The sequence below is a fragment of the Salicola sp. Rm-C-2C1-2 genome (assembly GCF_040196175.1).
Taxonomy (GTDB): Bacteria; Pseudomonadota; Gammaproteobacteria; order Pseudomonadales; family Oleiphilaceae; genus Halospina.
This window is the reverse complement of sequence record NZ_JBEFNF010000001.1, coordinates 1,088,276-1,111,433: the sequence shown is the minus strand read 5'-3', so window position 1 is coordinate 1,111,433 and position 23,158 is coordinate 1,088,276. Positions and strand designations below refer to the sequence as shown.

At 59.7% G+C, this 23,158-nt stretch carries 25 protein-coding genes; 17 read left to right on the top strand and 8 right to left on the bottom strand.

Translation table 11 applies throughout. The features are described from left to right. Positions 1 to 2: 2 nt before the first annotated feature. The 6 genes from trxB to AAF659_RS05050 form a co-directional block, all read right to left on the bottom strand. Positions 3 to 947: a thioredoxin-disulfide reductase gene (gene trxB / locus AAF659_RS05075; protein WP_349750603.1), complete on the bottom strand. Its 945-nt coding sequence runs from the start codon at positions 945 to 947 to the stop codon at positions 3 to 5. 69 nt (positions 948 to 1,016) lie between these two features. Beyond that, positions 1,017 to 1,934 (bottom strand): AAA family ATPase, encoded by a 918-nt coding sequence (locus AAF659_RS05070; protein WP_349750601.1) that lies wholly within the window; start codon positions 1,932 to 1,934, stop codon positions 1,017 to 1,019. Continuing rightward, positions 1,934 to 2,836: a carbon-nitrogen hydrolase gene (locus AAF659_RS05065; RefSeq protein WP_349750599.1), complete on the bottom strand. Its 903-nt coding sequence runs from the start codon at positions 2,834 to 2,836 to the stop codon at positions 1,934 to 1,936. The genes AAF659_RS05070 and AAF659_RS05065 overlap by 1 nt, the downstream gene beginning before the upstream one ends. Next, positions 2,826 to 3,872 (bottom strand): agmatine deiminase family protein, encoded by a 1,047-nt coding sequence (locus tag AAF659_RS05060; RefSeq protein ID WP_349750598.1) that lies wholly within the window; start codon positions 3,870 to 3,872, stop codon positions 2,826 to 2,828. The genes AAF659_RS05065 and AAF659_RS05060 overlap by 11 nt, the downstream gene beginning before the upstream one ends. Positions 3,873 to 3,921: 49 nt before the next feature. After that, positions 3,922 to 4,302, bottom strand: coding sequence for a hypothetical protein (locus AAF659_RS05055; RefSeq protein WP_349750597.1), 381 nt, complete (start codon positions 4,300 to 4,302; stop codon positions 3,922 to 3,924). Positions 4,303 to 4,376: 74 nt separating this feature from the next. Next, positions 4,377 to 4,973 (bottom strand): PilZ domain-containing protein, encoded by a 597-nt coding sequence (locus AAF659_RS05050; protein ID WP_349750596.1) that lies wholly within the window; start codon positions 4,971 to 4,973, stop codon positions 4,377 to 4,379. A gap of 92 nt (positions 4,974 to 5,065) precedes the next feature. Between AAF659_RS05050 and AAF659_RS05045 the strand changes: the two genes are divergently transcribed. Together AAF659_RS05045 and AAF659_RS05040 are read left to right on the top strand one after the other, a co-directional pair. Beyond that, entirely contained in the window at positions 5,066 to 6,307 is a 1,242-nt protein-coding gene (locus tag AAF659_RS05045) for a lipoprotein-releasing ABC transporter permease subunit (RefSeq protein WP_349750595.1), read from the top strand. Beyond that, positions 6,300 to 6,989 (top strand): ABC transporter ATP-binding protein, encoded by a 690-nt coding sequence (locus AAF659_RS05040; protein ID WP_349750594.1) that lies wholly within the window; start codon positions 6,300 to 6,302, stop codon positions 6,987 to 6,989. Before AAF659_RS05045 ends, AAF659_RS05040 begins: the two co-directional genes overlap by 8 nt. On the opposite strand, the gene AAF659_RS05035 is transcribed toward AAF659_RS05040, so the two are convergent. Further along, the gene (locus tag AAF659_RS05035) at positions 6,970 to 7,503 is read right to left on the bottom strand and encodes a DUF2062 domain-containing protein (RefSeq protein WP_349750593.1); all 534 of its coding nucleotides are present in this window, start codon (positions 7,501 to 7,503) and stop codon (positions 6,970 to 6,972) included. The genes AAF659_RS05040 and AAF659_RS05035 overlap by 20 nt on opposite strands. A 96-nt stretch (positions 7,504 to 7,599) precedes the next feature. On the opposite strand from AAF659_RS05035, the gene AAF659_RS05030 reads away from it, so the two are divergent. The 15 genes from AAF659_RS05030 (at position 7,600) to msrA (ending at position 22,211) form a co-directional block, all read left to right on the top strand. Beyond that, positions 7,600 to 9,627 (top strand): ComEC/Rec2 family competence protein, encoded by a 2,028-nt coding sequence (locus AAF659_RS05030; protein WP_349750592.1) that lies wholly within the window; start codon positions 7,600 to 7,602, stop codon positions 9,625 to 9,627. 36 nt (positions 9,628 to 9,663) lie between these two features. After that, complete coding sequence (locus AAF659_RS05025; protein WP_349750591.1) at positions 9,664 to 10,299, top strand: MotA/TolQ/ExbB proton channel family protein; 636 nt, start codon at positions 9,664 to 9,666, stop codon at positions 10,297 to 10,299. Next, positions 10,296 to 10,724, top strand: coding sequence for an ExbD/TolR family protein (locus tag AAF659_RS05020; RefSeq protein WP_349750590.1), 429 nt, complete (start codon positions 10,296 to 10,298; stop codon positions 10,722 to 10,724). Before AAF659_RS05025 ends, AAF659_RS05020 begins: the two co-directional genes overlap by 4 nt. Next, positions 10,708 to 12,474 carry a lipid A export permease/ATP-binding protein MsbA gene (msbA, locus tag AAF659_RS05015; protein WP_349750589.1) on the top strand — a complete coding sequence of 589 codons (1,767 nt, stop codon included), beginning with the start codon at positions 10,708 to 10,710 and terminating at the stop codon, positions 12,472 to 12,474. Before AAF659_RS05020 ends, msbA begins: the two co-directional genes overlap by 17 nt. A 15-nt stretch (positions 12,475 to 12,489) precedes the next feature. Further along, positions 12,490 to 13,515 carry a tetraacyldisaccharide 4'-kinase gene (lpxK, locus tag AAF659_RS05010; RefSeq protein ID WP_349750588.1) on the top strand — a complete coding sequence of 342 codons (1,026 nt, stop codon included), beginning with the start codon at positions 12,490 to 12,492 and terminating at the stop codon, positions 13,513 to 13,515. Beyond that, a complete protein-coding gene (locus AAF659_RS05005) occupies positions 13,508 to 13,699 on the top strand; it encodes a Trm112 family protein (RefSeq protein WP_349750587.1) in 192 nt (63 codons plus the stop codon). The genes lpxK and AAF659_RS05005 overlap by 8 nt, the downstream gene beginning before the upstream one ends. Before the next feature lie 12 nt (positions 13,700 to 13,711). Beyond that, entirely contained in the window at positions 13,712 to 14,494 is a 783-nt protein-coding gene (gene kdsB / locus AAF659_RS05000; RefSeq protein WP_349750586.1) for a 3-deoxy-manno-octulosonate cytidylyltransferase, read from the top strand. 6 nt (positions 14,495 to 14,500) lie between these two features. After that, positions 14,501 to 14,986, top strand: a complete 486-nt coding sequence (locus AAF659_RS04995) for a low molecular weight protein-tyrosine-phosphatase (protein ID WP_349750585.1) — start codon at positions 14,501 to 14,503, stop codon at positions 14,984 to 14,986. Then, on the top strand, positions 14,983 to 16,023 hold the full coding sequence (gene murB / locus AAF659_RS04990; RefSeq protein ID WP_349750584.1) for a UDP-N-acetylmuramate dehydrogenase: 1,041 nt from the start codon (positions 14,983 to 14,985) through the stop codon (positions 16,021 to 16,023). Before AAF659_RS04995 ends, murB begins: the two co-directional genes overlap by 4 nt. Before the next feature lie 74 nt (positions 16,024 to 16,097). Continuing rightward, positions 16,098 to 16,979, top strand: coding sequence for a methylisocitrate lyase (gene prpB / locus AAF659_RS04985; protein ID WP_349750583.1), 882 nt, complete (start codon positions 16,098 to 16,100; stop codon positions 16,977 to 16,979). Positions 16,980 to 17,016: 37 nt separating this feature from the next. Continuing rightward, a complete protein-coding gene (gene prpC, locus AAF659_RS04980; protein WP_349750582.1) occupies positions 17,017 to 18,141 on the top strand; it encodes a bifunctional 2-methylcitrate synthase/citrate synthase in 1,125 nt (374 codons plus the stop codon). 195 nt (positions 18,142 to 18,336) lie between these two features. Then, complete coding sequence (gene prpD / locus AAF659_RS04975; RefSeq protein ID WP_349750581.1) at positions 18,337 to 19,824, top strand: 2-methylcitrate dehydratase; 1,488 nt, start codon at positions 18,337 to 18,339, stop codon at positions 19,822 to 19,824. A gap of 217 nt (positions 19,825 to 20,041) precedes the next feature. After that, on the top strand, positions 20,042 to 20,959 hold the full coding sequence (locus tag AAF659_RS04970; protein ID WP_349750580.1) for a glycosyltransferase family 2 protein: 918 nt from the start codon (positions 20,042 to 20,044) through the stop codon (positions 20,957 to 20,959). 122 nt (positions 20,960 to 21,081) lie between these two features. After that, positions 21,082 to 21,621, top strand: coding sequence for a peptide-methionine (R)-S-oxide reductase MsrB (msrB, locus tag AAF659_RS04965; protein ID WP_349750579.1), 540 nt, complete (start codon positions 21,082 to 21,084; stop codon positions 21,619 to 21,621). A 5-nt stretch (positions 21,622 to 21,626) separates the two neighbouring features. Next, complete coding sequence (gene msrA / locus AAF659_RS04960; protein WP_349750578.1) at positions 21,627 to 22,211, top strand: peptide-methionine (S)-S-oxide reductase MsrA; 585 nt, start codon at positions 21,627 to 21,629, stop codon at positions 22,209 to 22,211. Here the strand turns inward: msrA and AAF659_RS04955 are convergent. Then, positions 22,208 to 23,140 carry a DMT family transporter gene (locus AAF659_RS04955; RefSeq protein WP_349750577.1) on the bottom strand — a complete coding sequence of 311 codons (933 nt, stop codon included), beginning with the start codon at positions 23,138 to 23,140 and terminating at the stop codon, positions 22,208 to 22,210. The two genes, msrA and AAF659_RS04955, sit on opposite strands and share 4 nt — an antisense overlap. Positions 23,141 to 23,158 lie beyond the last annotated feature (18 nt).

Genomic DNA, 23,158 nt, shown 5'->3' with positions numbered 1-23,158 from the left:
GATCAGGCGAGGCCGTCCAGGTATTTTTCGGCATCCAGTGCTGCCATGCAGCCGAAACCCGCTGAGGTGACAGCCTGACGGTAGACATGGTCGGCCACATCGCCGGAAGCGAAGACGCCGGCCACACTGGTTTCGGTTGCCATGCCCTCAAGACCGCTGCGGATATTGATATAGCCGCCGCTCATGTCGAGCTGGCCTTCAAAGAGGTCGGTGTTGGGCTTATGGCCGATGGCAATGAAGACGCCAGCGACGTTGAGGTCCTGAGTCTTACCCGAATGCTTGTCTTTCAGCCGTGCGCCGGTAACACCTGTGGCATCGCCCAGTACTTCATCCAGAGTGTGATCCCAGATGGTGCTGACGTTGTCCCTGGAGAACAGCTTATCCTGCAGGATCTTCTCGGCGCGCAGCTCGTCACGACGGTGCACCAGCGTCACGGAGCGGGCGATGTTGGAGAGATAGAGCGCCTCTTCCACAGCGGTATTGCCGCCGCCGATCACGGCTACGTCCTGATTGCGGTAGAAAAAGCCGTCACAGGTGGCGCAAGCGCTGACACCCTGGCCCATGAATTTCTCTTCGGATTCCAGGCCCAGGTACATGGCGCTGGCACCGGTGGCGATAATCAGGGCGTCACAGGTGTAGGTGCCGGAGTCGCCGGTCAGCGTGAAGGGGCGCTGACTGAGGTCGGCCGCGTTGATGTGGTCGTACACCAGCTGAGTGTTGAAGCGCTCAGCGTGCGTTTTCATGCGCTCCATGAGGTCGGGACCCTGCAGACCGTCCACATCACCGGGCCAGTTTTCGACATCGGTGGTGGTTGTGAGCTGGCCACCCACTTCGATGCCGGTAATGAGCGTCGGGTTGAGGTTGGCGCGTGAGGCGTAAACGGCGGCCGTGTAGCCGGCGGGGCCGGAGCCCAGAATGATCAGGCGATGATGGTTGCTGTCGCTCATGCTGTTCCTCTATCAGGAAAACGGTGTCAATCAATGGTGGTCATGGTAACGCTGGGGCAGGGCCTGGCGCTACACGATTACGGGCACGTCACGCAGGATCCGCTGGGAGAGCATTTCCTGGCGGTTGTGGTGGTCATCCACCAGGCGGTGCTCTACAACACTGGGCAGCACGGCCTGAACGTCGTCCGCAAGCACATGGCCACGGCCTTCCATCAGCGCCCAGGCGCGGGCGGCGCGCAGAAGGCCCAGGCCAGCCCTCGGCGAGAGCCCGTAAAGAACACCGGGGATGTCCCTGCTGTAGGCCAGGATGCGCTGGATGTAGTCCAGAAGCGCGTCGGAAGCGCCGATCTCTGGCAGCAGTGCCTGCATGCGCTGGAGAGACTCTGATGAAAGCAGGGGCGCCAGCTCGGCCGTCATGTGGCGCCGATCCCGCCCCATCAGCAGCTCGCGTTCCGCGCGTTCATCGGGATAGCCCAGAGTCAGGCGCATGAGAAAGCGGTCCAGCTGGCTTTCCGGCAGGGGGAAAGTGCCACGCTGGTCGAGCGGGTTCTGGGTGGCGATCACGAAGAAAGGGTCGGGCAGTGGCCGGGTCTCGCCCTCAATGGACACCTGGCGCTCCTCCATGGCTTCAAGCAGGGCGCTCTGGGTACGCGGCGAGGCGCGGTTGATTTCATCCGCCAAGATCACCTGAGCAAACACTGGCCCTGGATGGAAGACCAGGTCACCGGCTTCCTTGTCGTACATGGAAAAGCCCAACAGGTCCGCGGGCATCAGATCGCTGGTGAACTGGATGCGGTTGTAGCTGAGGCCGAGCGTTCCGGACAGCGCATGGGAGAGGGTCGTCTTGCCCATGCCCGGGATGTCCTCAATCAACAGGTGCCCCTGGGCCAGCACGCAGCACAGAGCGAGGCGTACCTGTTCACGTTTGCCGAGCAGCACCCGGTTGAGCTGGTCGGCGGTTTGCTGGAGCAGGTCGGCGTTGTGCATCAGTCCCTCACGCGTCGGGTCAGGTGATCATAGGCATCCACGCGCCGATCCCGCAGATAGGGCCAGATACGGCGCAGTGCATCGGTTCGGTCAGGATCGATTGAGGCCAGCAGGACGTCGTCGCCCTCGCCAGCACTGCGCGCCAGGTATTCGCCCTGACCGCCGCAGATGAAACTGCTACCCCAGAATTGGATACCATCTCCGGCGTCATCCGGTGCCGCCTCAAAGCCATGCCGATTGGGCGCGATCACGGGCAGATTGTTGGCGATGGCGTGGCCGCGCTGGACGGTAACCCAGGCATCCAGCTGGCGTGCCTGCTCATCCAGATCGTCCGCCGGATCCCAGCCAATGGCAGTGGGGTAGATGAGAACCTCGGCGCCAGCCAGCGCCATCAGCCGGGCAGCCTCTGGATACCATTGATCCCAGCAGACCATGACACCCAGCCAGCCGAGACTTGTCGCCACGGGCCGGAAGGCATCCCGGCTGGCATCACCGGGCGTAAAATAGAATTTTTCATAAAAACCGGGATCATCCGGAATATGCATCTTACGGTAAGTGCCGGCCAGGCTGCCATCACTGTCCAGTACTACTGCGGTGTTATGGTGTACACCCGCCATACGCTTCTCGAACACCGAGCCTACGATCACCACCCCCAGTTCCGCAGCCAGCTCGCCCAGGTAACGGGTGGTGGGTCCGGGGATGGGCTCCGCCCGGTCGAAAACACTCACGGCTTGCTCTTGGCAGAAGTAGGGACTGGTGTGAAGCTCCTGGAGCACGACCAGATCTGCCCCCCGTTGCGCAGCATTTTCGATCAGGCGCGCGGAATGGGCCAGGTTGGTCTCCCGATCCGTGCAGCAGCTCTGCTGAATGGCGGCGGCGGTGAATGAGCGGTTATGGCGCATTGGGAATGGCTCCCGGTGGTAACTGCATAGTGAGACAATGAAGGCTGCCGCCCTGCTGGATCAGCGGGCGGCACGGGATGCCCCGAACTTGGCGCTCGGGGAAACAGCCGGCCAGGACACGGCATGCTTCATCATCCTGTGGCAACTCATAGCGTGGCACCAGAACGGAATGGTTGGTAATGAGGAAATTCGCATAGGTGGCTGGAAGCCGATTGCCTTCAGCGTCGTGGATCGGGTCCGGCCAGGGCAGGGGCGTGAGGCGGTAGTGCTGGCCGCTGGCACTGTGAAGGGCTGCCAACTCGCCTGCCATGGCCTGGAGCTTCGGGTAGTGGCCATCCTCCGGGTCGTTGCAGCTCTGGTAGACGATATGCCTGTAGTCGACGAAGCGTGCCAAGGTATCAATGTGACCGTCCGTATCATCACCCTCAAGGAAGCCTTGACCCAGCCAGAGGATGTGCGCAGCCCCCAGCCGTTCGCGCAACCATTGAGTCATGTGCTCCTCAACGGGGTCCGGGTTGCCGCGGTTTGGGTTCATGATGCAGGGGCGGTTGACCAGAAGCGTTCCCATGCCATCAGTATCTATCGCACCGCCTTCCACCACCATGGGATCGCTGTCCATGGCCAGGGTGCCGAAAGCGCCCTGACGATGAAGAACACGGTTGACCTCATTATCCCTTTCGGACAGGAATTTATTGCCCCAGCCGTTGAAGGTGGCATCCAGTAACCGTGTTTCTGTGCCGTCGGTCAGGGTCAGAGGACCAAAGTCCCGCGCCCAGGTATCGTTGGTCGACACGACAACGGTATACAGTTGCCCGCGACCCTCTTTCGTCACTATATGTTTTTTCAGATCAGAGGCCTGTCGCTGACTTTTGACGCATAATATTAAGTCTTGATCAGAAAGGATTGCCCTGGCGATTGCTGTGAAAACCGGCTCGGCCTGATCAAGCAGGGTTGTCCAGTCAGAATCGGGCTGGGGCCACGCCATCAGGACGGCGCCTTGGGGCGCCCATTCAGCAGCAAGATAGAAACGGCTCACGGCTCAGGAAACCTCAGGCATTGATTGTAGAGGCGCAACAATACCGGGTTCAGTTGTCGCTGTCAGACTCCACTACGGTGTCGATCACCCACTTGCCTTCAAATACGACGACAAATTGCGGGTATTGCCAGCGCGTGATGGGGGGGTCACCCACCGGGCCACGCCGCGATTGTGGCTTGCCGAAACGGTTCTGGACAGAGTCCATGCGTTCACCCCGGCGTGGGGTGCGTATTCCTTCCGCCTGCTGGATTTTCAGGCTCAAGGGGTGGCTGGTGTGGTTTGCCTTCTTCTGTTCCTGCTGGCTGCGTGCGCTGGCTGCGTCGGCCTCAGGGTTGGCCATCTGTTGGGCCAATGTGGTTGAAACCACCAGAGGCAGCAGTGTGACAGAGACAAGCCAGCAACAAAGCTGGCGGGTATTGCGTGTGTGCATGGTTTTAGTTCCGGTCAGACTCGGTGATCCGTAAGTGTTGCCCTAACTATAGCGTACCAGCAGGCTGCGTCGAATCAGGCCGAGTTCATGCCAGTTTCTCGGCGCTGGCGTATCTGCTGGCGTTTGCGAGCCTGTATCCGGAGCACATGACGGGCAATCTGCTGGCGCACAGCGTCTTCCATGTGCTGAAACTGCAGGTGCAGGCGCGTTCCTTCTCCGGTTTCCTCCAGCGATACCACACGGGCGAAGGCGGCTACCTGGCTGAGTTCGGGCATCAGGGTCAGGCGTACTGCCATACGCGCGTCCACCGTGGGAGTCAGTTGGGTAGTGGCAAAAGATAGTCCTCCTTCAGACAGAGTCACGTGAACCCAATCACTGTCTTGCAAGGGATTCTTCTGAAAGGCCATAATCCGCGCCACCGTGTCGAGCTTCTCGTTGAGGGCACGGGCGAGCTGGGAGAGAATCCGGTCGTTTTCCGAAAGCAGCCCGATCTGGTGGCGGATCTCCGCATCATGCCGCTGCAGCTCCTCCTCCAGCGGGAGCGTTTCACCACCCTCAAAAAGGGTATCGGCGGGAGCGGTTGGCTCCCCGCTGAGTTGACGGCATTCGAGGCCTATACAGTCCTCGATGCGGTAGAACTGGCGACGCTCGGAATCGTGTTCTGACGGCATGACTTTCTCCTGGACGCGTTCCTCAAGAGTGTAACAGTGATTCATTACAGTGCAGGCACGGCCGACCTGCCCAAGGATTCCGGTACGTATCTATGTTCAGACCTCTTTCCGTATTCATCGGCCTGCGCTACACCGCCGCCAAACGACGCAATCACTTCATTTCCTTCATCTCGCTGGTCTCGATGCTGGGCCTGATCCTCGGGGTCATGGTCCTGATTACGGTACTGTCGGTCATGAACGGCTTTGATCGGGAACTGCGCGAACGGATCCTGGGCATGGTACCCCATGCGGTAGTCCAGAGCCCGGAGGGCATGGAGGATTGGCGGGATGTGGCCAACGTGGCTGAGTCCAACTCCAAGGTGACTGGCGTGGCCCCGTTCTCAAGAGCCCAGGGGATGCTGACCGGCAGGGGCGAGGTCCAGGGTGCGCTGATCAACGGTGTTGATCCTGACTACGAACCCGACGTATCGATCATCCAGAAACACATGACCCATGGCAGTCTTTCCGATCTGAAAGCGGATGAATTCGGCATCATCCTCGGGGAGGCGCTGGCACGGCGACTGGGCATCCGCATGGGTGACAAGGTGACGGTAGTCTTACCTGAAGCGTCCGTTTCGCCCGCGGGAGTGCTGCCCAGGATGAAGCGATTCACGCTGGTGGGAACGTTCAGCGTGGGAGCGGAGCTGGATAGCAGCTACACCCTCATTCATTACAAGGACGCGGGCAAACTACTGCGTCTTGGGGACAGGGCTCAGGGGGTTCGGATTCAGGTGGAAGAGCTGTTCCAGGCTCCGATGGTGGCCAACCGGATCGCGCAGTCTTTGCCCGGCGCCTATCGGACCATGAACTGGACTCAGACTCACGGGAATCTGTTCCAGGCCATCCAGATGGAGAAGACCATGATTGGTCTGTTGCTGATGTTCATCGTGGCGGTGGCTGCGTTCAACATCGTCTCGGCCCTGGTCATGGTGGTGACGGATAAGAAAGCGGACATCGCGATCCTTCGGACCATGGGGATGACGCCGGCAGGCATTATGGCGGTTTTCATCATTCAGGGTGGTGTCATCGGCGTGGGCGGCACGCTCATCGGCACCGGACTGGGCGTGCTGCTGGCGCTCAACATCAGCAGCGTGATCGAGTGGATCGAGAGCATATTGAGCATGCAGTTCCTGAGCGCGGATGTGTATTTCATCAGTTACCTGCCGTCCGAACTCCAACTCAATGACGTGCTCATTGTGGGCGGCGCAGGTTTGGCAATGAGCCTGCTTGCAACCATCTACCCGGCGTGGCGCGCTTCCCGGGTTCAGCCGGCGGAGGCCCTGCGTTATGAGTGAAACACCGATTATCCAGTGCCGGAATCTCGCCAAGACTTACCGGGAGGGGCAGGATACCCTGCGAGTCTTCTCGGACGTGAACCTGAGTGTGGCATCTGGAGAAACCCTGGCCATTGTCGGCAGCTCCGGTTCCGGCAAAACCACGCTTCTCAACATGCTTGGCGGGCTGGACCGGCCCAGCGATGGCGAGGTGTGGATTGGCGGAGAGCGAATCCATGGCATGCGCGAGCGCGAGCGCTGCCGGTTCCGCAACCGTACGCTGGGCTTTGTGTATCAGTTCCATCATCTGCTGGCGGAGTTTAGTGCGCTGGATAATGTCGCACTACCGGCGGCACTGGGGCGTTTCAACCCGCGCCAGGCCAGGGCCAAGGCTCGGGATCTGCTGGAGCGCGTGGGGCTGGGCGAGCGGCTCAAGCACAAACCCTCAGAGCTATCCGGTGGTGAGCGACAGCGGGTTGCGATCGCAAGGGCATTGGTTAACGATCCGCGCTGTGTGCTGATGGATGAGCCCACGGGCAATCTGGATGACGAAACGGGCGAGCGTATCCAGGGGCTGATGCGGGAGCTGAACGAACAGCTGGACGCTTCTTTTGTGGTAGTTACCCATGACCTGGAACTCGCGCAGGGGATGGGGCGCGTGATGCGCCTGGATCATGGCGGCCTCAGTGCGGCTTCCTCGTGATCCGGCGCTCGCGCTTGCGTTGCTGCCAACGTTGTCGCACCCGCCGGCGCCATAAATGCTGAATGGCGAGATAGGCACTAAGGGAGAGCAGAAGGCCCAGAATCAGCGATCCCATGTAAAGGGGAACACCAACTTCGATAACACGGCCGCTGATCCATTCCCAGCTGAGTTGGAATCGGTCGGCCTCCTCTGGGCGACCGAGCATCAGAACCCCCGTGGCGTAACCGGCATAGAGCATTGGGCCCATTGTCAAGGGGTTGCTGATCCAAATGGTGACCAGGGTTAACGGCAGATTGGCGTTGAACCATATTGCGGTCATGGCCGCAGGGACGCTCTGGAAGGGCATGGGAATCATGCACCAGAACACGCCAAGAAGGATTGCCCGGGACACTGAGTGACGGTTGATGTGCCAAAGATTGGGTTCATGCAGCACGTGGCCGAGAAACTGCAGCGCGCGAAACCGGCGCAGCTGATCCGGATGAGGGATGAGGCGCTTGAAAAAACGTCTGTCCATGAATGAAGTTTACCTCATCCGAATAGAAACACGGCACGACTAGGGAAGGGTGCGATGCGCGCAGGGATGCTGGCGTTGATAGTTGTACGTATCTTAATGGAATGGTCGGGGGGTCAGCCACCCGCGACAACGCAGACGTGGCCGGAATCGATAAGGGTTAAAGGCTATGTCTGTGAACCCGCCAGCGCCAGCAGCGGCGATCGTCTTGCCTTTGTACTCTGTACAGGCGGTGACAACGACGAGCTGCCCAAACGGATCAGAGCCACGTTCGACAGCGACCTGTCACGGCACAGCATCAGCGGTGGCGTCGTGCTCGATGCCCGTCTGCGCCCGCCGCGCGCGCCTCTTAATGCGGGTGGGGGAGGATTCGAACGATGGCTTTGGCGGGAGCGTGTTGGCGCTGTTGCGGCCGTCAGCGAGATCGAGCCCGCGCCGGAACTGTGCGGGCTAAGCTGCCATTATCATTCGGCGCGGATTGCGCTGATCCACCGCCTGAATCACCACGGGGAGCGGCTGCGCTTCCCGGAGCTGGTGGAGGCGCTGCTGCTGGGCAGTCGTGCGGGGCTCAATGAGGAGCATTGGGCACGGCTTCAGGCGACCGGTGCGCAGCACCTGGTGGCTATCTCCGGTCTGCATGTTGGGCTGGTCGCCGCGCTGGCCGGCGTCGCCCTAGGGTTACCCCTTACTCGTATCGCGCACCAGCGACCCGCCGCGAGCCGTCTGGCAGCGTTTGCATTGGTGGGCCTGGTGGCGGCTGGGTACGCATTGCTCGCCGGTTTCACTGTGCCAACCCAGAGAGCATTGGTGATGGTGGTTGTGGCAGCCTGGATGCTGAACTTTGGCCGCCAGTGGCGGCTCTGGGATGGCTGGCTGCTGGCAGTGCTGATCGTCGTGATGCTGGAGCCAAGAGCGCCGTGGGGCCCCGGGTTCTGGCTGTCGTTCGGTGCCGTTGCCTGTCTGATCCTGGGGCTCGGAGCCCGTTTGCGGGGGACTGGGGCCCTACTCGGTCTGATGCTGGCCCAGGTTTCCGTCGTGGCCGGTCTCGCGCCATTGCTGCTTTGGCATGGAATGGCTCCCTCAGGCATCGCGTTTGCAGTAAATCTGGTGGCCATTCCCTGGCTGTCCGTCGTGGTGATGCCAGTGCTTCTGATTGCTGCTCCGTTGCTGTTGCTCACCCCGGAAACGGCTGGTTGGGCGGCGCCCGGGGTGGATTTAGCCGTCACTGTCCTGTGGTCGTTCCTGGGATGGGCCCAGCAAGGGGCGTTTGAGTTGCCTTTGCCCGCTGCTGAGACCGCAGTTTTGGCGGCTGGTATTGTACTGTGCACGCTGCTGCCGGTTGGTTGGCCCTACCGCCTATTGGCGGTGTTGGTACTGACGCTCGTGCCTCTAGCCGAGAAGGATAGGGCGGCTTCTGTAGCCGACGTCCGGGAGCTGCGAATACCGGATGGTGTGGGTGGGCCGGTAGTTCTGATCCGGGATGGCACACGGACGATACTGTTCGATGGGCGGGAACCGGATGCCCGAGTCCGTGCCATAACCCGCGACCGGATCGGCTCCTGGCTGGAAGCACTCGATGTGGAGCGGATCGATCACCTGGTGATGGCGCATCCGGCGATGACGAGGCAGCACCACTGGCGCTCCCCCAGGTTGCCGAAGCTCCGGCATGTGACTGCAGCATCCGAGTGCGAAACGGTACAGGCAGGGGCTATGGCGAACGTCACGCTCAGTGGGGTAGTGACACCTGAGGGGCAATGCTCTCTGCTGTTGCGCAGCGGAGAACGTACAGCGTTACTCTCCGGCCCTGTAACCCGGCGTGGCGAAAGGCGTCTTTTGCCGCAAATGGACGATGCCAGAAGCATTGGAATGCTGCTGGCGCCGCGTGGTGGTCAGGGGCGATCCTCTCAGCTTGGGTTTATCAAGGCCCTTTCCCCAGAGGTCTCTGTTCTGGCTCCACCGGACTGGTACCAGGGCAGGGCTGGCGCACCTGCTATTAAGCGTTACCAGCAGGCTCAGACCCGGGTGCTGTTCACACCCCACACAGGCGAAATCCGGTTGGTGCCGGAACAAGCAGGTTGGCGCGTTGAGTACACTCGGGATTGTGGCCAGAAGGCACGCCTGTGCTAGAGTATTGGCGCTTGTTCAACAGCATGGAGAAGGCGTGTGCTCGAGCTTCTGAGGCCTGGCGGATTCATCATGATTCCGCTTCTGATCTGTTCCGTACTGGCGCTAGCCATCATCATTGAGCGGTTCTACGCACTGCGGATCAACCGCGTGGCGCCAGCAGCGACCACCAATGAACTCTGGCGCCTGATCAAAAAAAAAGAACTGAACTCGCGCCGCCTCAAGGCGATCCAGGAATCCTCGCCGATCGGCCGGATCATGGCGGCCGGGCTCAGTAACGCCAAACATGGCCGCGACATCATGAAGGAGAGCATCGAGCATGAGGCCGCGCAGGTCGTTCATGAGCTTGAGCGTTTCCTGAACCCGCTCGGGACCATCGCTGTCATCACGCCGCTACTGGGGCTGCTGGGCACGGTCATCGGCATGATTAAGGTGTTTTCGCAGATCCAGCTTGCCGGGGTAGGCGACCCCAGCGTTCTGGCAGGCGGTATTTCGGAGGCACTGATCACCACAGCCGCTGGCCTGACGGTCGCCATTCCGGCGCTGATCTTTCACCGCTTCTTCATCCGCCGGGTTGATGAAATGGTCGTGAATATGGAGCAGGAAGCGATCAAGCTGGTGGAAGTTGTCCACGGCGATCGCGACATTATTGTCGACGAGGGCGGTGAGCAGTGAAGTTCCGGCGCCAATCGCAACAGGAGGTTTCGGTCAACCTCACGCCGCTGATTGATGTGGTGTTCCTGCTGCTGATTTTCTTCATGGTATCGACCACTTTCACTCGCGAGACAGAGCTTCAGATTGACCTTCCCGAGGCCGAAGGCAACGAAGCGGAACAGGAGACGGAGCGCATCGAGGTGGAGATCAGCGCGGATGGTGTCTACTCCGTCAACGGCGAGCGCCTCGAGGGTGTTGAACGCGAGGCTTTGAACCAGCGTGTCGAGCGCGTGGCCGACGGCAATACCGATCTGCCGTTTATTATCACCGCCGACGCCGATGCCCGTCATGAACTGGTCGTCCGCGCCATGGACATCGCTGGCAGCCTTGGCTTTACCGGCCTCAGTATCAGCACCCAGGAAAGCCCCGATGCCAATGGCGAATGATGCTGATATTTCGGACCTCACCAACTGGCAGGTGTATAAGCGACTCCTGCGCTATGCAATTCCTTTCTGGGTAGCTTTTGCTGTAGCGACGTTGGGCAATACCGTATATGCCGGTGCGTCCACGGCCATGGCCTGGTCCATGGAGTTCGTGATTGAGGCGCTCCAGAATCCAACAACCGAGAATCGTCGATTCCTGCCACTGCTGATTATAAGCGTGTTCACGGTCCGCGGCGTTGGTTTCTTTCTCAGCAAGTACTACATGAACTACGTGGGCCGGAATATCGTCAATGTTATGCGTGTGCAGGTGTTTGATCATCTCATGCGGGTGCCCTCACGGTTCTACGACCAGACATCTTCCGGTCACCTGGTTTCCAAGATCACCTTCAATATCGAGCAGGTGACGTCTGCTGCCACGGAGGCAGTGACGATCATCCTCCGGGAAGGGCTGACCGTGGTCGGGCTGCTCGGCTTCATGTTCTACACCAACTGGAAGCTGACCCTGCTGTTCCTGGCAGTGGGGCCGATTATCGGCTGGATCATCAGCTATGTAAGCCGCCGCTTCCGGCGCATCAGCCGGCGCATCCAGTATTCCATGGGGGATGTGACCCATGTGTCGTCCGAGGCCATTACCGGCTACCGTGTGGTCCGCACCTTCGGTGGCGCGCAGCGTGAGTCCGGGCGTTTCCGCAAGGTTAGCCGCGACAACCTGCGCCAGAGCCTGAAAATGGCCAAGACCCAGGCCATCAGCACTCCAGTGGTCCAGGTCCTGGTCTCGCTAGCGATCGGTTTCCTGATCTGGGTGGCACTGTCTCCGGAATTCCGGGATGCCATGAGCACCGGCCAGTTTGTGGCGTTCATTACGGCCGCCTCGACCATGGCGAAGCCAGTCCGCCAGCTGACCTCAGTGCATGCCAAGATCCAGAAGGGTATCGCGGCCTCCCAGAGCATTTTTGAGAGCATCGATTACCCCGAGGAAGAGGATAGCGGTACCCGTGATCCGGGGCGCGTTGATGGCCGCATCGATTTTGGTGACGTCTGGTTCCATTACGATGCGCAGTATGAATACGTGCTTCAGGGCATCAACCTGACTGTGGCGCAAGGCGAGACCGTGGCTCTGGTGGGGCGCTCGGGTAGCGGCAAATCCACCCTGGTGAGCCTGATCCCGCGTTTCTATGAACTGACGGAAGGTGACATCCGGATTGATGGCATTTCAATACGGGAGTTTACCCTGGAGTCACTGCGGCGCCAGATTGCTTTGGTCACGCAGAGTGTGGTGCTGTTCAACGACACCGTGGCCAGTAACATCGCTTACGGTGAAATGAGCGGTGCCAGTCGTGAGTCGATCCGGGAGGCAGCGCGTAAGGCCCATGCGCTGTCGTTCATTGAGAATCTGCCGGACGGCTTCGACACGGTTGTTGGGGATAACGGAGTGCTCCTTTCCGGCGGCCAGCGTCAACGTCTGGCGATCGCACGGGCGTTAATCAAGGACGCCCCCATACTGATACTCGACGAGGCCACCTCCTCGCTGGATACGGAGTCTGAGCGCCATATCCAGGAGGCACTGGAAGAGGTTATGGCGGGGCGAACCACGCTTGTCATTGCCCACCGTCTATCAACCATCGAGTCCGCGGACCGCATCGCGGTCATGGACGGTGGCCGTCTGGCGGAGATCGGCAGCCACCACGAGCTGATGGAACGTGACGGGGCTTACGCAGCGCTGCACCGCCTGCAGTTTTCAGAGGAAGGCTGACCACAGGGCCGGGCTATGGGGAATAAGCTGGAACGGCTCTGGTATTCGGATCGACGTCCTCTATTATGGCTCGCGCCACTGGCTTGGCTGTATGGCTGGCTGGTTAAACGCCGGCGTAAGGCTTATACAAGTGGCCGGCGTACTGTTCATCATTCGCCTCTGCCGGTGCTGGTGGTGGGGAATATTACGGTTGGCGGCACCGGCAAGTCACCTTTCACCGCATGGCTGGTGGAGCATCTCCGGATTGGGGGCTGGCATCCAGTCATCCTGAGTCGGGGGTATGGCGCGACACCGGATTACTACCCCTTCGTGGCCAAACCGGACGCCGACCCGGCGGAGTGCGGGGATGAGCCGGTGATGCTGGCGCAGCAAACGGGCGCACCGGTGCTGGTTGATCCCACCCGAGCGCGCGCAGCAGCCTATGCAGAACGCCATCAGCTCGGCGATGTGCTTGTCTGTGACGACGGTCTGCAGCACTACGCCCTCGGCAGAGCACTGGAGTTCTGCATTTTTGACGGTGCCCGTGGTATCGGCAATGGCGCGCTGTTGCCGGTAGGACCAATGCGGGAACCCCTGGAACGCGTCCAATCTGTGGATTTCTGCGTGATAACGGGGCAACCGACACATAACGCTTTCCAGACCCTCTTCCCCAAAAGCGTGCAGTGCCACCCGATAGAACTTGTGCCAACAGCCCTTCGCAACCTTCACAGTGGCGAAATCCGAGGCCTGGAATGGCTCCAGGGGCGTGTCGTGAACGGCGTGGCAGGGATCGGGAACCCGGCCCGTTTCTTTGATACGCTAACAGGACTCGGTGCCCGGGTTATCCCTCATCCGTTTGATGATCACTACCGTTTCCGTGCGCAAGACCTGAACTTTCTGCATGGACCCGTCGTGATGACGGCCAAGGATGGCGTAAAATGCCGCGCAATTGCCAGTGACGACGTCTGGGTTCTGGACGTGATCGCCCAGCCGGATGATTCGCTGGTGACCGCACTCGACCAACAGCTTGAACAGCCGGGAAAGGACCGAACCCATGGATAAACGCCAGATCGCACTGCTCGCCTGCCCGGTATGCCACGGCAAGCTCATCTATGATGCCGACGCGCAGGAGCTCATCTGCCGCAATGACGCCATGGCATTCCCCATCCGCGAGGGCATTCCGGTGATGCTTCCGGAGGAAGCCCGAACCCTGACCACGGACGAACGGCTTACGCCGGTACGCTGAACGGAGCCCATCATGGCCTTTACTGTGGTTATCCCAGCGCGTTACGCCTCCAGCCGCCTGCCTGGCAAGCCACTGGCGGATATTGGCGGGCGCCCTATGATCCAGCATGTTTGGGACAGGGCCGCTGAAAGTGGCGCAGGGCGCGTCATCATCGCCACTGACTCTGAATATATCGCCGACGCGGTGCATGGATTCGGCGGGCAGGCAGTGATGACCCGGGATGATCACCCCTCGGGGACCGATCGCCTGGAAGAAGTGGCTTCCAGCCTGGCGCTTGATGATGAAGCGATCGTCGTCAACGTGCAGGGGGATGAACCTCTGCTGCCCGCCGCGTTGATCGACCAGGTTGCTGGCCTGCTCGAAGGTGCGCCTGACGCCGCCATTGCGACACTCTGCGAACCCATTACCAATCCGGATGAACTCTTTAATCCCAATGCCGTTAAAGTGGTGATGGATAACGCCGGACGCGCGCTCTACTTCTCGCGGGCGCCCATTCCCTGGGATCGGGCCACCTTTGAAACCGGCAGTGGGCCCGAGTGGGTGCCGGATACCGCGGGCTGGTATCGCCATATCGGTCTTTACGCCTACCGGGTAAGCCTGTTGCATCAGTTTGTCGGCTGGCAGCCAACACCGCTGGAACGGGCCGAATCGCTTGAGCAGTTGCGTGCGTTGTGGCACGGCGCCCGGATTCAGGTGGGCATCGCTGAACAGACGCCGCCGGCAGGCGTGGATACCGAGGCCGATCTCGAACGGGTTCGCGTACGCCTTGCCGGCCAATCACCTCAGCAGGAGTGACGCATTATGACGCAACCAGTTTCCATCCTGTTTGTGTGTCTGGGCAACATCTGTCGCTCGCCCACCGCGCAGGGCGTGTTTGCCAGACAGCTTGAGGAGCTGCGCCTTCAGGACCGTATCCAGATTGATTCCGCTGGAACCGGTCACTGGCACATTGGCAAATCACCGGATCCGCGGGCTACAGAGGCCGCTCGTCAGCGCGGAATAGACCTTACCTCTCAACGGGCACGCCAGGTGTCGCTGGAGGACTTCTACACCTTTGACCACATTCTGGCGATGGATCGCGCCAATCACAGTGATTTACGCTCGATCGCGCCGCCCAACGCGGATGCATCGGTTGAGCTGTTTCTCAGTTATGCCCGCCACGCGGATACGGACGAGGTTCCTGATCCCTATTACGGCGGGGAATCCGGCTTCACGCGGGTGCTGGACCTGATCACGGATGCCGGCGAGGGTCTGCTTGCCGAGCTGCGGTCCCGCCACAGCTTATGAACGCCGGGCTCGTGGAGCAGGATGTTGATCTTCAACCGCGCAACACGCTGCGGTTGCCTGGCAGCGCCCGATGGTACGCCCGCATTGCCGAGCCGGACGCCCTCCCGCAGCTGCTGCAATGGGCGGATGCACAGGAACTGGCGGTCCAGGTGTTGGGCGGTGGCAGCAATGTGGTGCTGTGCTCGCCGATCAACGGACTCGTGCTGGCCATTGCCATCCACGAGCGTCACTGGCAGGTGCTGGATGACGATCAGGTCATTCTGACCCTGGGGGCGGGGGAAAACTGGGATGCCGTAGTCCGGTATGCAGCTGCCACTGGTTACCGTGGGCTGGAAAACCTTGCCCTGATTCCCGGCACCGTTGGAGCCGCCCCCATACAGAACATTGGTGCCTACGGTCGGGATCTTAGCGATGTTTTTGAGAGCCTGGATGCCTGGGATCGGCGGCAGGGCTGTTTCCGGACTCTGGAGTCAGAAGAATGCGAGTTCGGTTACCGTGACAGTCTGTTCAAGCGCCATCCGGAGCGTTTCATCATTGTGCGTGTGCGGCTCCGGCTATCGCGCTCGGCGACCTTCCGCCTGGATTATGGTGAGCTGGCTCAGGAGGTTGCGGATTATAGGGATCCGGACCAGGAGCTGACGCCTGAGACGGTCGCGGCCATGGTCAGCCGCATCCGTCTGGCCAAGTTGCCGGACCCGGCGGTGTTGCCCAATGCCGGCAGCTTTTTCAAGAACCCGGTTGTGGACCACGCAACCGGCGAATCGCTGAGGGAACAGTTCCCAGGGCTGGTGGCCTATCCGGACTCTGGCGGATTCAAGCTTGCGGCTGGCTGGCTGATTGACCAATGCGGCTGGAAGGGCCATCGGGAGGCCCACGTTGGGGTTCACTCGAAGCAGGCACTGGTGCTGATCCATCACGGTAATGGTAGCGGGGCCGAGCTGCTGGCGCTGTCTGAGCGCATCCGCAGCGATGTGCGAACCAGATTTGGCGTTGATCTTGAGATTGAACCAAGGCTGATTGGTACGCAGGGTGATTGACAGTTGTGCGCTGAGTCACGACTATTCTGTTTTAAAATTTCTATTTCTACAGACCCGACCCGACAGGTGCTTTGATGACAGACTCCCGCTCCCCCGGTAAACGCTTCCGCGACGCGCTCAGCGCACAGCCGCTCCAGATTGTCGGCGCTATTAATGCCTACACCGCCATTATGGCGGAGAAAAGCGGTCACAAAGCGATCTATCTCTCTGGTGGTGGCGTGGCCAACGCCTCTTTCGGCCTACCGGATCTGGGCATGACCACCATGAATGATGTCGTTGAGGATGCGCGCCGGATCACGGCCGCTTCGAATGTACCGCTTCTGGTGGACATTGATACAGGGTGGGGTGGGGCGCTCAATATCGCCCGCACTATCCGGGAAATGGAACGGGCGGGCGTTGCTGCGGTCCACATTGAAGACCAGGTAGCGCAGAAGCGCTGCGGGCACCGGCCGAACAAGGAAATCGTATCAAAAGAAGAAATGGTTGACCGCGTCATGGCGGCGGCAGACGCGCGCCAGGATCCAGACTTTTTCATCATCGCGCGTACCGACGCCTTCGCCCAGGAAGGCCGTGATGCCGCTATTGATCGGGCTCAGGCCTGCGTGGACGCGGGGGCAGACGCCATTTTTGCGGAAGCTGTGGCGGACCTTGAAGATTATCGGGCGTTTGTTGAGGCGCTGGACGTGCCCGTTCTGGCCAATATTACCGAGTTCGGGAAAACACCGCTGTTCAACCGCGCTGAACTATCTCAAGTCGGCGTTGCCATGGTTCTGTATCCGCTAAGTGCCTTCCGTGCAATGAATAAGGCGGCCTTGAATGTCTATCAGCACATCCTGGATGACGGTGACCAGAAAGCGGTGGTGGATCAGATGCAGAGCCGCGATGAGCTCTATGATTTTCTGGATTACCATGAATTCGAAGCTAAGCTCGACGAACTCTTCGCGCAGAAACAATAGCAACAAACGACTGAAAGACAGGTGAGAGGACAGAACCATGAGCGACAAACCACAAGGTGGCGCTGGCCTGCGTGGCCAGGTAGCCGGGGAAACCGCACTCTGCACTGTGGGCAAAACCGGAACCGGCCTAACGTACCGCGGCTATGACATCACGGACCTGGCCAATAATGCCCAGTTTGAAGAAGTGGCCCATCTGCTGATCTACGGCCATCTACCCAATCAGCGTGAGCTTGACGCCTACCGCGAGCGCCTGGCCAGCAAGCGCCATCTCCCGGATACACTCAAAGAGGTACTCGAACGCATTCCAGCTGATGCGCACCCGATGGATGTGATGCGTACCGGCTGCTCCATGTTGGGGAACCTGGAGACAGAGGAAAACTTCGGCGAGCAGGACGATCACATCGACCGCATGCTCGCGGCCCTGCCGGCGGTTATCTGCTACTGGTACCGTTACAGCCACGATGGCGTGCGCATCTACACGGACCTGGACGACAACACCATCGGCTCCCACTTCCTGCACATGCTGCACGGGCGCAAGCCGAGCCAGCTGCACGCCGATGTCATGAACGTCTCGCTCATCCTCTACGCCGAGCATGAGTTCAACGCCTCCACCTTCACAGCCCGCGTCTGCGCCTCAACGCTGTCGGACATCCATTCCTGCGTTACCGGCGCCATCGGCAGCCTGCGCGGTCCGCTCCATGGCGGCGCCAATGAAGCCGCCATGGAAATGATCGAAGGATTCGATGACCCCGATGATGCTGAAGAAAAACTCCTCAGGATGATCGAGCGCAAAGACAAGATCATGGGCTTCGGTCACGCCGTTTACCGCGACGCTGACCCGCGTAACGCCATGATCAAGAAGTGGTCGCGCGCGCTCGCCGAGGATCACGGTGACACCAGCCTGTACGACATCTCCGAGCGGTGTGAAGAAGTCATGTGGCGCGAAAAAAAGCTCTTTCCCAACGCGGACTTCTTCCATGCTTCGGCGTATTTCTACATGAACATCCCGACCAAACTGTTTACGCCCATTTTCCTGATGTCCCGCGTCGCCGGCTGGACGGCCCATGTAAAAGAACAGCGCGCCAACAACCGCATCATCCGCCCGAGCGCCGACTACACCGGCCCGGAACATCAGGACTGGCTGCCCATCGACGAACGGTAGCTTCGCTTACAGCGGTCCTGACACGACCGGAGAGAATCTGGCGTGAGGGACTGCTTACCGGGAAGCTCGATTGCCAGGGATGGCAATCGCGCAGCGTCCAGGGATGGATTCATAGCGATTCCCGGGAAGCAGTCCCTTTCGGCTGATTCCTGCAACTGATTCAACAATCCAGACAGGAAATATAGAGGGAAGCTCATGAGCGCCAACGTAGAATCCAACGTCCGCCCGGACTACGACGACATCATCCAGAAAACCGCCGACTACGTCCTCGACTACAAAATCGAAAGCACGGAAGCCCTCGATACCGCCCGCAACTGCCTGATGGACACCCTCGGCTGCGGCCTGCTGGCCCTGCGCTTCCCGGAGTGCACCAAGCACCTTGGCCCGATCGTGGAAGGCACCCAGGTTCCGAATGGCGCACGTGTTCCGGGCACCCCTTTCCGCCTCGACCCAGTCAAGGCGGCCTGGGACATCGGCTGCATCATCCGCTGGCTCGACTACAACGACACCTGGCTCGCCGCCGAATGGGGCCATCCCTCAGACAATCTTGGGGGCATCCTCGCCATCGCGGATCACCTCTCCCAGAAGCGCGTTGCTGAGGGCAAAGACCCGCTTACCATGCGTGACGTGATTGAGGGCATGATCATGGCTCATGAAATCCAGGGCGTACTGGCGCTGGAAAACTCTTTTAACCGTGTCGGCCTGGACCACGTGGTGCTCGTTAAGGTCGCCTCCACAGCTGTTACCGCTAAGCTCATGGGCTGCAACCGCGAAGAAATCATGGCCGCGCTGTCCCACGCCTGGGTCGACGGCCAGTCCCTGCGCACTTACCGTCACGCGCCCAACGCCGGTTCCCGCAAGTCCTGGGCCGCCGGCGACGCTACCTCCCGCGCCGTGCGCCTGGCCGACATCGCCAAGCGCGGCGAAATGGGCATCCCGGGCGCGCTTAGCGCACCGCAGTGGGGCTTCTACAACGTGCTGTTCAGCAAGACCAACCGCGACCAGCAGCTCAAGCCGGAAGAAGACCGCCAGTTCAAGCTGCCCCAGGAATTCGGAAGCTACGTGATGGAAAACGTCCTGTTCAAGATCTCCTTCCCGGCTGAGTTCCATGCGCAGACCGCCGCTGAAGCTGCCGTCACCCTGCATCCGCAGGTGAAGGACCGGCTGGACGAGATCGACCGGATCGTGATCACCACCCACGAATCCGCCATCCGCATCATCTCCAAGCAGGGCACCCTGGCCAACGCCGCGGACCGCGACCACTGCCTGCAGTACATGACTGCCGTGCCGCTGATCTTCGGGAATCTCACAGCGGATCATTACGAGGACGACTTCCACGCCAACAACCCCATCATCGACGAGATCCGGGGCAAGATGGAGGTCCAGGAGGACGAGCGCTATACCCGCGAGTACCTGGAAGAGGACAAGCGCTCCATCGCCAACGCCATCCAATTGTTCTTCAAGGACGGGTCTAGTACTGACAACGTGGCCGTGGAATACCCGATCGGGCATCGCCGCCGCCGGAAGGACGGCATCCCGTTGCTGGAGCAGAAGTTCCGCAACAACCTTGCGACGCGCTTCACCCAGAAGCGTTCCGAGCAGATCTTCAGCCTGTGCAAGGACCAGAAGACGCTTGAGAGCACGCCGGTGAACGAGTTTATGGACCTGTTTGAAGGGTGTTGAATAAACTGACGTTATGGTCAGTTCATAAAAAACGGCGCCCCAAGGCGCCGTTTTTATTTTGAGCTGGGTGATACTGTTGGCGTCCATAAGTATCTCGGAATAATAAGCTTGAATCCATCGTTACTCGTCGTCATCGGTTGGTGGGCGGAGGCCTACATAAAGATTTATCATCACTTCAGCGAATCAATACAATAGGTTTAAAAACGGAATCAGGCTAATGCCACATTGGGTTTCCAGTAACATTCCTGCTGCTCCGGCCATAAGCCTACTGCTGGTTACAGCCAACCGCTCTGTCTGGCTCGATGCTCTGATCAGGTGTATTGGTGCCCAAACATTGACGGATTGGGAAGTCGTTGCGGTGGACTGCGCTTCGACGGATGGCACGCTTGAGCGTCTTGAGGACTGGGCCCGGGATGAAAATCGGGTCCGCGTGCTTTCGGCTGAAGAAACCGACCGGGCTATCGGCCGTCGTTTGGCTCTGCAAAAGGCGAGAGGCGCAAATGTTGCTTGGTTGGATCCTCATACTTTGTGGCCTATCGATTTCCTTGAAGGAATGCTGCAGAGCCTCGAGCGGTCTCCAAAGGGAACCGGTGCCGTTTATGGACTGAGTCAGGTGCTTGACGCAGAGGGCAATGTTGTCAAAACTCTTCCTCAAAGTCAGAAATACTCAACCATGGTTCGCGAATTGTTCGTGGCGCCGCAGATCCCCTTAACTGCGATACTGGTCCGTCGCCGTTTGGTTCGGGGACTGGAGAAGACCGGGATGCGTCTCGTTTTGGGCAATGACCATGCGCTTCTTCTATGGCTGGCTCACCAGCTCTCATTCGAATCGGCGGGATGCGTTTCAGAGCTAGCTCAGATACGCCCGATTGAGGGCATCTTACCACCAGGTATTGATCCAGTTTCTGAAGCAAGAAGTGAGGCGATGACGTATGCGTTGGAGCATTTCCAGAGAGCAGTGCCCGCGCGCTTTGCACGCCACTGCCTGGCAGCCTTGTACTGTAGGCGAGCTCAAGCGCTTGCCCTAAACGGCAATGCTGGTGAAAGCGTAACGTCGGCACTCCAAGCCCTGATGTATCGTCCCTTTTGGCCCCGCGCATGGAGACAGCTTCTGTCTATCGCCATGAAAGGGTAATACCTCAGAATCTTTTTAATAATTCTTAGTGAACGCGCATCATTTGCAGAGCCCAAACCTCTCATCTCGGGTCGCCACGCGGGCGTACAATGGATATACTAATTCGAAACGCGGAGACCACCATGAAACGCAGGCATCTGCTCTCATCAATACTGGCTGGAGGGGCTTTGTACATTTTGCCGAGTTCATGGGTGGTCGCCCGCCAGACTCAGTATCACCATGATGTCTCGGTCCCCGAGAAAGCACTTAAGCCTCTAGAGCACGGCGTTGACTGGTGGCGTGATAAGTTACCGGATGCCGCTTGGCAGATTCTTTTCCAGGCTGAAACGGAGCCCGCGGGTTCGAGCCCACTCAATGGAGAAGACCGAAGCGGCACCTTCGTCTGCGCGGCCTGTTATCTGCCGCTCTTCAGCTCTGATACCAAATACGAATCCGGCACAGGCTGGCCGAGTTTCTGGGCAGCTCATGAGAAGCACATGGGCACTAAAACGGACTACAAGGCCTTCTGGCCCCGGACTGAGTACCACTGCATTCGTTGCGGTGGCCACCAAGGGCATGTTTTCGATGATGGCCCAGATCCCACGGGGAAACGATGGTGCAACAACGGCCTGGCCCTTCAATTTGTACCAGGAGGTGAAATCCTTCCGGCGCTGAGAGGATAAGAACTGTGCGTTTAACGATCCTGCTGCTGCTTTCGCTGATAGCCCTGACGGCTCATGCCCAAGAGCAAACCAGAACGGCGGTTTTTGCCGGTGGCTGCTTCTGGTGCATGGAACCGCCTTACGACAAACTTGAGGGCGTAACCGATACCACCAGCGGTTATGCCGGTGGCAATCTTGAGGACCCAACCTATGAGCAGGTGAGTTCAGGGGAAACAGAGCACCTGGAAGTGGTCCGCGTGCGTTATAACCCGGACAGAGTCTCCTACGACAAGCTGCTTGAAGTCTTCTGGCGCAACGTGGATCCGCTGGATGACGGCGGTCAGTTCTGCGACCGGGGCTACCAGTACACCACCGCTGTTTTTACCCAGTCTGAATCACAGCGGAAGGCAGCGGAAGCCTCAAAGCAGTCTCTGGCGGATTCCGGTCGTTTTGATAAACCGATCGTGACTCCCATCCGACAGTTGGAGGCGTTCTACCCGGCGGAGGATTACCATCAGAATTATTACGATAAAAACGCCATCCAGTACTGGTTTTACCGAAACAGTTGCGGCCGTGACTCGCGTCTTGAAGCACTCTGGGGTGAGAACTAATTGCCCCGGAGATCACGTATCAGCGATCGCACTGTGTGCCAGCGGTTCACGAAAAGCGCCGTCAGTATTAGGGCACAGCCGGCAAATTGCTGAAAAACCATCGTTTCGCCGAACCATCCCACGGCAAAAAACGCGACCCAGACCGGTTCCATGGAAAGGATTACCACACCGTGACTGTGGGCCGCGAGGCTCTGAGCCCAGGTCTGGACAAAGAAGCGGGCTGCCGTCCCGACAATGGCGCTGAGCACGATCCAAAGCACCAGATCACCGCCAAAGTCGCTGAATGTCGGTGCCCAGGGCTCCAGCACCAATGACAGCACCAGTGTGACGGTGCCGACCATTGATAGGGCAATGGTGGTTAGTGGATAGACGGGCAGGGCGGCACGATGTGTCTTACGGCCCGCCGGATGAGTGTTGGCTGCCCTGGCGTTGAGCGTGAAGTAGAACGCGAGAATCAGAGCGGCAAGCAGGAAGAACACTTGGCCGGCTTCCGGATCGAACCCGCCGTTCAGCGACAGAAGAGCCAGTCCCGCCATGGCTACCGGTAACGCCAGCCAGGTAGTGATGGGCTGTTCCTCGGCGAAGACCAACCGGGCGATAACGGGTACGAACACAACGTTGAGGCTGATGATGAACGCCCCTTCGCCGATGTGACTGGTCAGATGCAGTCCGGTGACCCAGCAGCTCATGCCGGCGCCGAAAACAACGCCAACGCGTGCGGCCCGAAGGAACTGCTCCCGCGTGAGACCCTTGAAATGGTGCCAACCGAAAGCGGCCAGAACGCTCCCCGCGAGCAGAAAACGCAGTGACAGGAACAGCAGCGGCGGCATTGCGAGCACCGCCTCGCGGGAGAACATCCAACTGATGGCGGCTAGAAGAGCTGCGGCAACAAATAGGAGATCCGATTTTGCGGTCGTTGAGACAGCCAATTCAGCAGCCACTCCGCT